The 11,838-nt window shown below is 73.3% G+C and carries 7 protein-coding genes; 5 read left to right on the plus strand and 2 right to left on the minus strand.

The window, feature by feature from the left end:
• Positions 1-141: 141 nt before the first annotated feature.
• The gene (gene rsmI, locus OP18_RS47145) at positions 142-1,002 is read left to right on the plus strand and encodes a 16S rRNA (cytidine(1402)-2'-O)-methyltransferase (protein ID WP_052388419.1); all 861 of its coding nucleotides are present in this window, start codon (positions 142-144) and stop codon (positions 1,000-1,002) included.
• Positions 1,003-1,033: 31 nt separating this feature from the next.
• On the opposite strand, the gene OP18_RS54150 is transcribed toward rsmI, so the two are convergent.
• Positions 1,034-2,113 (minus strand): hypothetical protein, encoded by a 1,080-nt coding sequence (locus OP18_RS54150; RefSeq protein ID WP_156090289.1) that lies wholly within the window; start codon positions 2,111-2,113, stop codon positions 1,034-1,036.
• 108 nt (positions 2,114-2,221) lie between these two features.
• Here OP18_RS54150 and metG point away from each other — a divergent pair, with 108 nt between their 5' ends.
• Positions 2,222-3,985, plus strand: coding sequence for a methionine--tRNA ligase (metG, locus tag OP18_RS47155; protein ID WP_033366837.1), 1,764 nt, complete (start codon positions 2,222-2,224; stop codon positions 3,983-3,985).
• 47 nt (positions 3,986-4,032) lie between these two features.
• Here metG and OP18_RS47160 read toward each other — a convergent pair whose 3' ends face one another.
• Complete coding sequence (locus OP18_RS47160; RefSeq protein ID WP_052388421.1) at positions 4,033-6,243, minus strand: ATP-binding SpoIIE family protein phosphatase; 2,211 nt, start codon at positions 6,241-6,243, stop codon at positions 4,033-4,035.
• A gap of 721 nt (positions 6,244-6,964) precedes the next feature.
• Between OP18_RS47160 and OP18_RS47165 the strand changes: the two genes are divergently transcribed.
• From OP18_RS47165 to OP18_RS54155, 3 genes are all read left to right on the plus strand, one after another.
• The gene (locus tag OP18_RS47165) at positions 6,965-9,796 is read left to right on the plus strand and encodes a winged helix-turn-helix domain-containing protein (protein ID WP_156090290.1); all 2,832 of its coding nucleotides are present in this window, start codon (positions 6,965-6,967) and stop codon (positions 9,794-9,796) included.
• A 141-nt stretch (positions 9,797-9,937) separates the two neighbouring features.
• Positions 9,938-10,612 (plus strand): PP2C family protein-serine/threonine phosphatase, encoded by a 675-nt coding sequence (locus tag OP18_RS47170; protein ID WP_162189928.1) that lies wholly within the window; start codon positions 9,938-9,940, stop codon positions 10,610-10,612.
• 270 nt (positions 10,613-10,882) lie between these two features.
• The gene (locus OP18_RS54155) at positions 10,883-11,707 is read left to right on the plus strand and encodes a DUF7144 family membrane protein (RefSeq protein WP_052388423.1); all 825 of its coding nucleotides are present in this window, start codon (positions 10,883-10,885) and stop codon (positions 11,705-11,707) included.
• The last annotated feature ends 131 nt before the right edge of the window (positions 11,708-11,838 follow it).

The following is an 11,838-nucleotide window of genomic DNA, read 5'->3' on the forward strand; positions in this document are numbered from 1 at the left end:
GGGCCGCCGCCAGCCAGAACCCCGGCGTGGCCGGACCCGGACGGGCGAGCCGGCGACGCACCGCGTCGGCGACCGGGCGGGCCGGGGACGGCTCGGCCGCCTGCGGCGGCGTCTCGCTTGCGTCGGTCAGCACCGAGGTCATTGCGCGATCGTAGGCGGTGGGATGCCACCATCGCACATGTGCCGTTGATTCTGCTCGGAGCGCCGCTGGGCAACCCCGAGGACGCCTCACCCCGCCTGCGCTCGGTCCTCGCCACCGCCGACGTCGTCGCCGCCGAGGACACCCGCCGGCTCGGGCGCCTCGCCCAGGCCCTCGGCGTCACGATCGGCGGCCGGCTGGTGAGCTACTTCGAGGGCAACGAGGAGCGCCGCACCCCGGAGCTCGCGGACCTGCTGGCCGGTGGGGCGACCGTCGCGGTGGTCACCGACGGCGGCATGCCCAGCGTGTCCGACCCCGGGTTCCGGCTGGTCCGTGCGGCGGTCGCGTTGGGTGTACCGGTGAGCGCCGCCCCCGGCCCGAGCGCGGTCACCACGGCCCTGGCCGTGTCGGGGCTGCCCTGCGACCGGTTCTGCTTCGAGGGCTTCCCGCCGCGCAAGCAGGGCGAGCGCCGGGCCTACTTCGCCTCCCTCGCCGCCGAGCCGCGCACCCTGGTCTTCTTCGAGTCCCCGCACCGGGTCGAGGACACCATGCGCGACCTGGCCGCCGCGTTCGGCGCCGACCGCCCGGCGGCCCTGTGCCGCGAGCTGACCAAGACCTACGAGGAGATCCGCCGCGGCTCCCTCGGCGACCTGGCCGGCGACGCGGCGTCGGCCCGCGGCGAGATCACCCTCGTCGTCGGCGGCGCGCCCCCGGCCGTCCTCGAACGCCCCTCCGACGCCGCCCTGTCCGCCGCGGTCGCGGCCCTGGTCGCCGCCGGCACCTCGAAGAAGGACGCGATCACCGAGGTGGCCACCCGCCACGGACTGCCCAGGCGCGAGGTCTACGCCGCCGCCCACGCCTGAAACTTTCCAAGCCGTGCCCGGCAGGCACAGCTCAGTACGTGGCCACGAGGACGCCCAGGCCGAGGACGATGGGGGCGGCGGCGGTCAGGACGTACGCGGCGAGGCGGGTGCGGAAGCGGCCGAGGCGGCCGGCACCGGTGGCCCAGCACAGGGCGGCGCCGCAGAGCAGGACGAGGGCGAAGCCGACCGTCCAGCGGACCCGCAGGCCGGACGGGTTGCCCGCGTAGGCGATCCGGCCGCCGGGACGCATCCGGGCGTCGAGGGTCGTGCCGGGGGCGTCGTCGGCGCCGACGAGGGGCACCGCGGTGACGGTGGCACCCGACTCGGACCGGAAGGTGGCGTAGCAGCGGCGCAGGACGCCGTCGCCCGTGCAGCGGGTGACCTGGGCGTGGCCGTGCTCGCCCTGGCCGAGGTCGAGCCAGAACGGCTCGGCGCTGGTCCAGGCGAAGAAGCCGGTGAGCAGGGCGATGACCAGCATGGCGGGCAGGCCGGCGGCGGGGTTGCGCAGGGTGCGGGGGCGGCGCGGCCGGCGTCCCGGCGGCGGGGAGGTGCGCGACGCGTCGCGGGGCTGGCGCATGACGCGCATCGCGGCCGGCGGCCAGAGCTCACCCGCCGCCGACAGCGGCGCCTCCGCCGGCCGGGCCCCGGACAGCCGCGCCACGGACCGCCGCGCCTCCGGCAGCTCCGCCTCGGCCCGCTGCGCCTCGGCGCGCTCCGCCTCGGTCCACTCCACCTCGGCCCGCTCCGCCTCGGCAAGCCGCATCCCGGACGGCGCTGCCGCGGACAGCTCCGCCGCGGACAGCTCCGCCGCGGACAGCTCCGCCGCCGTGCGCTCCAGGCGGGCGGCGGCGAGCTGCAGGTGCTCCAGGACCGCGGCGGCGCCGGCGTCGCGGGCCTCCCGGTCGACGAGCCCGGGGTCGAGACCGGCGGGCACGAGGTCGCTGCCCGGCCCCGGCGCACCGGACGACGGGGTGGCCCGGTCCCGCGGCGGTTCGGTGGAGGGCGCCCGCACCGTGGTCGTCGACGTGGTCGGCCACAACGGGAAGGCGTCCGCGGCCTTCGGTGGGATTCCGGCCGCCTGGCCACGCCACCACGCTGCTTCTTCGCTCACCGGTTCATTGGACAACGGGCGATAGTGCATATTCCGGACGTCACCTAGCGTGTCGGGAGAAAGTATCCCTTCGCCGAACGACCGAACGGGTCACTACGCTTGCAGGTCATGAGTCGTGTTCTCGCCGCGGTCGCCTGGCCTTACGCCAACGGGCCGCGCCACATCGGTCACGTGTCCGGCTTCGGGGTGCCTTCTGACGTGTTCAGCCGGTACATGCGAATGGCCGGTCACGACGTGCTGATGGTCTCCGGCACCGACGAGCACGGCACCCCGATCCAGGTCCAGGCCGACGCCGAGGGCGTGACCCCGCGCGAGCTCGTCGACCGGTACAACCGCGTCATCGTCGAGGACCTGCACGGGCTGGGCCTGACGTACGACCTGTTCACCCGCACCACCACCGGCAACCACTACCAGGTCGTCCAGGAGCTCTTCCAGGGCCTGCACGACAACGGGTACATCATCAGCAAGACCACGCTCGGCGCGCGGTCGCCGTCCACGGGCCGCACGCTGCCCGACCGGTACATCGAGGGCGAGTGCCCGATCTGCCACTACGACAGCGCCCGCGGCGACCAGTGCGACAACTGCGGCAACCAGCTCGACCCGGACCAGCTCATCAACCCGCGGTCGAAGATCAACGGCGAGACGCCGGAGTTCGTGGAGACCGAGCACTTCTTCCTGGACCTGCCCGCGTTCGCCGACCAGCTCAACGCCTGGCTCGACACGCGTGAGGGCTGGCGGCCCAACGTGCTGAAGTTCTCCCGTAACCTCATCGCCGACCTGCAGCCGCGCGCGATCACCCGCGACCTGGAGTGGGGCGTGCCGATCCCGCTCGACGGCTGGCGGGACCGCGACGACAAGCGCATCTACGTGTGGTTCGACGCGGTCATCGGGTACCTGTCGGCCTCGATCGAGTGGGCCCGCCGCTCGGGTGACCCGCAGGCGTGGCGCAAGTGGTGGCAGGACCCGGACGCGCAGGCGTTCTACTTCATGGGCAAGGACAACATCGTCTTCCACTCGGTGATCTGGCCGTCGATCCTGCTGGGCTACTCGGCGCCGAAGCCGGGCTCGCTGGGCGCGCTCAACCTGCCCACCGAGGTGGTGTCCTCGGAGTACCTGACGATGGAGGGCAGGAAGTTCTCCTCGTCGCGCCGGGTCGTCATCTACGTGCGGGACTTCCTGGAGCGCTACGACGCCGACGCCCTGCGCTACTTCATCGCCGTGGCCGGGCCGGAGGCCACGGACACCGACTTCACCTGGGCGGAGTTCCGCCGGCGCAACAACGACGAGCTGGTCGCCGGCTGGGGCAACCTGGTCAACCGCTCGATCTCGATGGCGGCGAAGAACTTCGGCGAGATCCCGGCCGCGGGCGAGCTGACGGCGGAGGACTCCGCGCTGCTGGAGACGGTCCGTGCCGGGTTCGGCAGCGTCGGCGACCTGCTGGCCAGGCACCGGCAGAAGGCGGCGATCACCGAGGCGATGCGCATCGTCGGCGAGGTCAACAAGTACTTCTCGGACCAGTCGCCGTGGAAGCTCAAGGAGGACAAGGCCCGCATGGGCACGGTGCTGCACGTCGCGCTGCAGGCGGTGCGCGACTGCAACACGCTGCTCACGCCGTTCCTGCCGCACGCCGCCCAGCAGATCCACGAGCTGCTCGGCGGCACCGGCGTGCACGCGCCGATGCCGCGGATCGTCGAGGTCGAGGACCTGGACAACGGGCTGACCTACCCGATCCTGACCGGCGACTACGCGACCGGCGCGACGTGGGAGCCGGTGCCGGTCGTGCCGGGCACGGCCCTGTCGGCGCCGACGCCGGTGTTCCGCAAGCTCGACGAGTCGATCGTCGAGGAGGAGCTGGCCCGGCTGCAGAGCTGAGGTCCCGCGCCCGCGGCCCGGCTCGGAGCCGGGTCGCGGGCGGCGGGTCACGGCGCCGGGCGCAGCGGGATCTCCGCCCAGACGATCTTGCCGTCGCGCACCGGGCGGGTGCCCCAGCGGTCCGAGGTGGCGCGCACGATGTGCAGACCGCGGTGGTGCTCGTCGTCGAACGCCGGCTCGATCAGGAACGGCAGCCGGTTGTCCTGGTCGCAGACCTCGACCGCGACGTGCGCCGGCAGCAGGTGCAGGCGCAGCTCGACCCGGTGGGTCCGGGCGTGGGTCGCCGCGTTGGCGAACAGCTCCGCGACGGCCGCGACCGCCGTCTCGATCCGCTCCCCCGGCACGCCCCACCCGCCCAGGGTCTCCTGCACGAAGCGGCGGGCCGCCCGGCTCTGCTCCGGCGACGCCGGATAGGCCGCCACGGCGGTGAGCGGCACCTCGCCGGGCGGCTGGCGCACGTACAGCACCGCGATGTCGTCCTCGTGATGGGCCGGGTCGACCATGCCGGCCACGAGGTCGTCGATGGCTTCGAGGCTCGGCCGCGGGTGCAGGGCGATGCGCCGCTGCAGGTCGTCGAGGCGGTCCTCGATGTTGCTGTCGCGCCGCTCGACCAGGCCGTCGGTGTACAGCAGCAGCGCCTCGCCGGGTGGCACGGCCACGGACTGCTCCGTGTACGGGAAGTCGACGATGCCCAGCGGCGGCCCGACCGGCCCGGTCAGCAGCCGCGGCGACTGGCCGGCGAGCACCCCGACGGCCGGCGGATGCCCCGCGTTGGTGTAGCACAGCTCCCCGTTGACCAGGTCGTAGACGGCGTAGACGCAGGTCGCCATCTGGGTGTCGAGGTCGGCCGCGAGCAGCGTGTTGAGCTGCCGCATGAGCTGTCCCGGGGACAGGTCCAGCGACGCGTACGACCGGATCGCGGTGCGCAGCTGCCCCATGACGGCGGCGGCGCGGATGCCCTTGCCCATGACGTCGCCGACGACGAGCGCGACCCGGCCGGCCGACAACGGCACCAGGTCGACCCAGTCGCCGCCGACCTCGACGCCCTTCGCCGCGGGCAGGTACCGCGACACGACCTCCAGGCCCTCGACCCGCGGGATGCGGGGCAGGAGGCTGCGCTGCAGCTCGACGGCGGCGTTGCGCTGCCGCAGGTAGAGCCGGGCGTTGTCGAGCGCCACCGCGGCGTGCGCGGCGACGCCGACCGCGAGCCGCTCGTGCCGGGCGGTGAAGCGGGCCGGCCGCGGGTGGCCGAAGAAGAAGCCGCCGAGTACCTCGCCGGTGGAGGACACGACGGGCACGGCCAGGTAGCTCACGACCGGCAGGTGCCCCTCGGGGATGCCGGCGTAGGGCAGGTTGTGCCCGTAGCGGGGGTCCTTCGTGATGTCGTCGCTGCGCAGGTACCCGACGCCGCGGAACGTCGGGTCGAACACCTTCGTGTTGCGCGGCATCGGGAACTTGGCGAACGACTCCTTCGACACGCCGGAGAGGGTGTAGAGCAGGTAGGACTCGCCGAGGTCGTCGGTGACGTTGTAGAAGAACGAGCCGAACGCCGCCCCGGTGAGCTCGGTCGCCACGTCGGTGGCGCGCTGGACGACCCGGTCGATGTCCAGCTCCGAGGACAGGTCGGTGCCGACGGCGTGCAGCGCCTCGACGAGGCTGGTCTCGTCCCGCAGCCGAGCCTCGCGCTCGCGCAGCTCCTGCCGACTGCGGCGCAGCCGGCCGGCGGCGTCGCCGAGCTCGGCGATGGTCTGCTCCATGCGCCCGGCCTGCTCGGCGGCGGCCCGCTCCACGGCGGTGAGCAGGTCGCCGAACGCCTCCTCGCGCTGCGTGGGGGTGGCGCCCTGATGCGGCTGCAGGCCGATGCGCAGGTTGAGGCCGACCAGCTCGAACAGCTGCGCGGTGGGGCCGTCGAGCCGGACGGTGACGCCGGCGAGCAGCCGGTGCCCGGCGCCTGCGACGGCGAGCACGACGCGCACCGGATAGTCGTCGGCGTCGTACAGGCGCACGCCCGGCGGCGGCGCGTCGAGAGCGGGCGGAAGCGGCGCGGGCAGGTCGCCGACGGTGACGGTCTCGTCGCCGGCGGCCACACGCACCCAGGCGAAGCCAGGCCCGTCATGCCCGTCGCGCACCCGGTCGCGCAGCAGCGTCGCGACCGCCCGCAGCGCCCCGGGCAGGTCCTTCCCCGCGCCGGCGGCGGCGCGGACCTCGGTGCCGCAGCGCACGATCTCGCTCAGCGAGAGGCTGTTGAGGTCGTACACCGGACCTCCGGTCCTGGAACATTCGCGGACGAACCATCCAAACCAACAACCGGGCGGTGGCGCAACGGCTGCGGCGGGTTCCACCGGTTACGACGACCGCCCGGAATGCGCTCTATGCCCCTTGTTGAAGGCTGCAACTTGCAGATTGACATGTGTTTGAGTGATCGGACGAGCACCTATGAGGAGTGTTGCTGATGACACCGATGTAATTCTGAGCGTTCATGTCAGCCTTTCGTGCCATGGTTTGAGTAAATGACCTTTTGACGATGAGTAGATCGCGTGTCGACACGCCGGAGGGTGCCGCAGGACGGCCTCCTGCGGCGTGCCGCACGCATCCGCCACGGGTCGAAACGGGCCATTCCGCACATGCTCCCGCGACCCTCCGGAAGGCCCCGGAGGCCGGGTTCACGCTGTGTAGCCACAAGACGCGCAGCAACAACTGACACGGACAGCAAAACCGGACAAAATTCGCGTCTCCCATTCTCCACCGCACACACGGCGTACGGCAGAGTCCTGTTATTAATCGATGCCTGTCGACGCGCTGAGTCCCCAGTCGTGCGACATCCGTCAATGTTTGCAGAGATGCAATCGACGCAGGCGAATGCGAGGCTCCCCTCGGGGCGGGTCTGAGATCTATGGTGGTCGGCGTCAGCGTCCGACCATTACCACCGCCAGGGAAGGGCCGACCGGCACGTCGGAAACCGCGTCTTCGGGAGTGACGGTGCATACGAGCCATCACGGCGTTCCACGCGAAAGCACTCTTGACAAACTGGCGCACAACGACGCCGCCGAGCGGTTCCACGCCTGGACCGCGCCGACCCGGCCGGTCGAGGCGCCCCTGGTGCGGCGGCGGGCCGACCCGCCCGCGCTGCCCGTGGTGCACCTCGCCCGGGCCCGGCTGCTGGAGCAGCTCGACGCGGCGGTGTCGCACCCGGTGACGCTGCTCTGCGCGCCGACCGGCTGGGGCAAGACCACCCTGGTCGCGTCGTGGATCCACGGCGGCCGCGCGCCCGGCCGGGCCGCGTACGTGCGGTTCGAGGCCAACTGCGGCGCCACGGCCTGGCGGCAGCTGGTGAACGCCCTGACCGCCGCGGGTATCGCCGTCGACCCGTCGACCTACGCGTGGAGCAACGCCCACCACCACGAGCGCGCCGTGGTGGTCCTCGACGACCTGCAGCACGTCACCAACCACACGGTGCTGCGCCGGCTGGAGCGGCTCATCACCCGTCTGGGCGACCGGATCAGCTTCCTCATCCTCGCGCGGACCGAGCCGCCGCTGTCGCTGTACCGGTGGCGGGTCCGCGGCCAGCTCAACGAGCTGCGCACCGATCACCTGGCGCTCACCCAGGACGAGGTCGCCGGCCTCGCCGACGCCTACGGGGTGCGCCTGGCCCAGCACTTCCGCTACGCCCTGTGGCACGTGACGGAGGGCTGGCCGGCCGCGGTCTCGGTGATCCTGTCCGCCATGGTCGGGCGGCACGAGCCGGAGCGGATGGTCACCGAGATCATCCTCGGCGAGGCCGGGCTCAACGAGGAGGTCGGGCTCACCGAGTACGTCCGGCGCGAGATCCTGCAGCACCTGGACCCCGAGATACGCGAGGTCATGCTGCGCACCTCGATCCTGGAGACGGTGTGCCCGGGCCTGGTCGAGGCGTTGACCGGCAGCCGCGGCGGCGCCCGACTGCTGGCGCAGATGAGCCGGGCGAACGCCCTGGCCAGCTTCTACGGCGGCTCACACTCCTGGTACCGCTACCGCCGGCTGCTGCGCGCGATGCTGCGCGCCGAGCTGCGCAGCACGCTGCCGTTCGCCGAGGAGCGGGCCCTGCACCGGGCCGCGGCCGGCTGGTACGCGGCGAACGGTCTGCCCAGCGACGCCCTGATGCACGCGATCGCGGGCAGCGACTGGGTCAGCGCCGAGCGGCTGTTCGTGCAGTACTGGCCGGAGCTGGCCGGGTCGGGACCGCGGGCGATGGCGGTGCGCGACGGCACGCAGCCGCCGCCGGACATCGCCGAGCGGCCGATGCTCGCCTTCGCGCTCGCCCTGTTCTGCCGCGACACCGGCGACCTGGTCGGCATGTCCGCGTTCATCCGGCTCGGCGAGCGTGGCCTCGGTGAGGCGCCGCCGAGGGTGCAGGCCGAGATCCTCGCGGCGATGCGCCTGGCCGAGGCGACCGCGGCGGAGCACCCCGAACGGGCCGCGGAGGCGGCGGCGCGGCTGCTGGAGCGCACCGAGGACGCGGCCGGCGAGCACGTCTACGCGGACTTCACCGACGCGGCGCGCGCCGTCGCGCACCTGACCTGCGCCGGCGCGGACGTGGCGGCCGGGCGGCTGGACGAGGCCGACGCCGCGTTGGAGCTCGGCGCAGAGCTGGCCCGCAAGTCCGGGTTCAACCTGCTCACCGTGCAGGCCAACCGGCTGCAGGCGCTGGCCCACCTCAGCCGCGGCCGGCTCTCGGCGGCCGCCGCCTGCGCCCGGCGGGTCCTGGACAGCTGCCGCGACGCGGGGATCGCCGAGTCGCGCAACATCAGCTACGCCCGGCTGGTGCTGGCCGCCGTCTGCCGCGAACGCGGCCAGCTCGACGAGGCCCGCTTCCACATCGAGGAGAGCGTCAGCGCCGACGCCGAGCCGGACCCCAACGGGTGGGTCGGCGGGGCGATCGCGGTCGCGCTGCTGCTCTTCGACCGCGGCGACCACGCCGGCGCCCTGGAGGCCCTGGAGCCGCTGCTGGACAGCCGGGTCGGGACGATGCCGCGGTACGCGGACGTCACCGCCCGGGCGCTGCACGCCGAGCTGTGCCTGCACGACGGGCAGCTGGAGCGGGCGCACTCGGTCATCGCCGAGGTGGTGCGGTACTGGCCCGGGTCCGAGGAGCCGCTGCTCACCCTGGCCCGCCTGCACCTGGCCGACGGCCGCCCGTCCGCCGCGGCGCAGCTGGCCGACCGGATCCTCGACGACGGACCGGGCTCGCTGGTCACCGCGGTCTCGGCCACGGTGCTGCTGGCGCAGGCGCTGCGGCAGCTCGGCGACCTCGACGCCGCGTCGGAGCAGCTCGACCGGGCGCTGCGGATGGCCGGCCCGGAGGGCATCCGCCGGCCGTTCCAGGGGCACGCCACCTGGATCGCCGAGGTGCTGGCGGCACCGTCGGCGGGGTTCGCCGTCGCCCGGTCACGGGAGCTGGAGCACGACGACCGGTACGACCGCGCCGTCGCCGCCGCTCCCACGTCCCCGGCCCCGACCGGCGCCCCGACCGGCGCCCCGGCTCCCGCGCCGGCGGTGGCCGCCCCGACCAGCGGCGCGGCCACCGGCGCCACCGCCGACGGCCTCGGTGCCTGGTCGGCGCCCGCCGGTGCCGTGATGGCCGACCCGCTCACCGAGAAGGAGTCGCAGGTGCTGTTGTACCTGCGCAGCATGCTGTCGATCGCGGAGATCGCCGCCGTGCTCAGCGTCTCGACGAACACCGTCAAGACCCACGTCCGGCACGTGTACCGCAAGCTCGGCGTCAGCCGCCGGCGCGACGCCGTGCGCCGTGCCCGGGAGCTCAGCCTGATCTGAGGCCTCACCCTGCGGTGTGGTGCGACCGCCGCCGCCAACCACCCTTTCCGGGCGAGCCACCCACCCGGCCGTGAGGGCCACGATATGGGCGGTTGCCGGTGCTCCGGCCGTCGACCGAGGAAGCCTCAGGGGTGTGACGTGGTGACGACGGATGTAGCGGTCAACGGCGTGCGGGTCGGCGTGCGGTACGCGGTCGCCGACACGATCGCCGGCGTCGGCGGCGACTGGTTCCTCGGCATCGCCCTGCCGGGCGGCGACGTGATGCTCGCCGTCGGCGACGTGATGGGGCACGGTCCGGACGCCGCGGGCACGATGCTGCAGCTGCGGGCGTCGATGACGTCGCTCGCCCTCGCCGGCGACGAGCCCGGCGCCATCCTCTCGGCCCTCAACCGGATGCTGTGCCGGCGCCGCACGACGATGCTCGCGACCGCGGTGTGCGGCCGCTTCAGTCCCGCCGACCGGATGCTCGTCTGGGCCCGCGCCGGCCACCTGCCGATCCTGCGGGCCAACGCCGACGGGGTCGGCCCGCTGCTGCAGCCGCCCGGCATGGCGCTCGGCGTCGAGCCCGGCGCCGCGTACCCGCACGCGACGATGCGCATCGAGCCCGGCGAGCTGCTGTTCATGTACACCGACGGCGTCGTGGAGCGCCGCGACCAGGCCATCGACCAGGGCGTGCAGGGACTCGCCGACGACGTGCGGGCCGCGATGCGCGCCTGGCCGCCGGACGAGCGGCTGGGTCGCGCGCTGGACGGCGCCCGGCGCGGCAACCCCGACGACGACGCCTGTCTGCTCGCCGCTGAGCCGGTGGCCAGATGACCCGGAACGTCACCCATCGAGGGTGATCCACGCTCACCCTGCTCCCTCGAATCATGTTCCCAGGCACGACGTGGACGGTCCTGGCGCGCGGGCGGCGCGTCCGGACCGGCCACTCGGGCCTGTTCCGGGGGGAACAGAGAAAAACGGGGGAGATAGGCCGTGCCGGTCCTGGTTTCGACCGGGGCCGGCACGGCCCACATGTGCATCCCGCCGCTGTTCTCCGAGCAACCGATCCAGCAGACGGCAGAGGCAGTAGGGAGAGTACGGCGGATGGACAGCGGCGGCGGTGCGGTGAAGGAATGGACCACGTTCGGCACGACGATGCTCGCACTGGTCGGCACATTGAACGTCTCGCAGGGACTGCTGGTGGGGTTCGCCAGCGGCGGTATCGGCTTCGACAAGAATGACGTGGCGTTCACCAGCGCCACGACCTGGGCGACGGCGACGGTGACCCTCGGTGTGCTGCTCGGCATCACCGGCATCGCGCTGCGGGCCCGCCGGGCCAGCGCCCGGACCGCCGCGGTCAGCGTGGTGGCGCTGCACGCGATCTCGCAGCTGGCCATGCTCCGGGCGTACCCGGCCTGGTCGCTGCTCATGGTCACGCTCGACGTGATCATCCTGTTCGTCCTCACGGTGCCCAAGGGCCGCGGCGGCGAGCCCGACGCCGAGCCGGAGGAGGCGCCCATCGCCTCGGTCACGAAGCTGGCGCTGCGGCGCAACAGCCGCTCCGACTCGTACCGCGGCCGCCACAAGGCCGGCCGCCCGATCGTGCGGCACGAGGACGACGTGATCCTGGTCGACATCGTCGAGGAGCTCGAGCCGGCCGAGCTGGTCGGGCCGGTGGTCGACGACATCGACCTCGACTCGCCGCAGGCGTGGGTCCGGGCGGTCGGGCACGCCACGGTGCCGGTGATCCTGTCGGAGCCGGTCGAGGAGTCGCTGGTCCCCGTTCAGCGCGCCTCCCTCGACCCGCTGATGGACCCGCTGCCGGTGCTCATCGCCGCGACGGCCGACACCGCGATCATCGAAGGTGTGATGGTCGAGGACGAGGAGGAGCTCGCCGCGATCGGCCCCAGGCCGTACGTGAACCAGTAGCTCGGACATCCCCACCGCCGACAGCGGCGGCGCCCACAACGACGTGGACGCCGCCGCTGTTCTGTGTGCCCGGTTCCCCGGCCTTGCGGCGCCGTCCGTCTCGTCCGCCCGGCACCGCCGGCCCCCCAGAC

It is taken from the genome of Dactylosporangium aurantiacum, from assembly GCF_000716715.1.
Lineage (GTDB): Bacteria > Actinomycetota > Actinomycetes > Mycobacteriales > Micromonosporaceae > Dactylosporangium > Dactylosporangium aurantiacum.

Bases quoted from the DNA above. Each gene is read 5' to 3' on its own strand.
- metG (WP_033366837.1), top strand. From the start codon at position 2,222: ATGAGTCGTGTTCTCGCCGCGGTCGCCTGGCCTTACGCCAACGGGCCG.
- OP18_RS54155 (WP_052388423.1), top strand. From the start codon at position 10,883: ATGGACAGCGGCGGCGGTGCGGTGAAGGAATGGACCACGTTCGGCACG.